Source organism: Xenorhabdus szentirmaii DSM 16338 (assembly GCF_002632585.1).
In the GTDB taxonomy this organism is placed as follows: Bacteria; Pseudomonadota; Gammaproteobacteria; order Enterobacterales; family Enterobacteriaceae; genus Xenorhabdus; species Xenorhabdus szentirmaii.
Map to the genome: position 1 here is coordinate 1 of NZ_NIBV01000054.1, position 367 is coordinate 367.

General features: G+C 59.4%; 1 protein-coding gene. It reads left to right on the top strand.

Annotated features, from left to right (window positions below; genetic code table 11):
* A partial coding sequence (locus Xsze_RS21595) for a condensation domain-containing protein (RefSeq protein WP_143707627.1) occupies positions 1–367 on the top strand: 367 nt, incomplete at both ends.

A 367-nucleotide genomic window follows, 5' to 3' on the forward strand; every position in this document is an offset into this window, starting at 1 on the left:
GCGAAGTCGATGGGCATGCTGAGCAAATCATTGCCCCTGCCGATCAGGGCTTTAACTTAACCACGCAGGACCTCCGTCCACTGGCGGCGGCAGAAAAGCAGGCGGTCATGGAAGACGCGATCCGACATGAACACAGCCACCCCTTTGATTTTGCCGCCGAGCCGCTGATCCGGGGCCAACTGCTGAAACTGGCCGGGGATGAGCACGTGATCCTGCTCACACAGCACCATATGGTGTCGGATGGCTGGTCACTGAATATCCTGATACACGAACTGACAACCCTGTACGCAGCATTCAGTCAGGGCCAGCCCGATCCGCTGCCGGCCCTGCCCGTGCAGTATGCTGACTATGCGCTGTGGCAACGGAC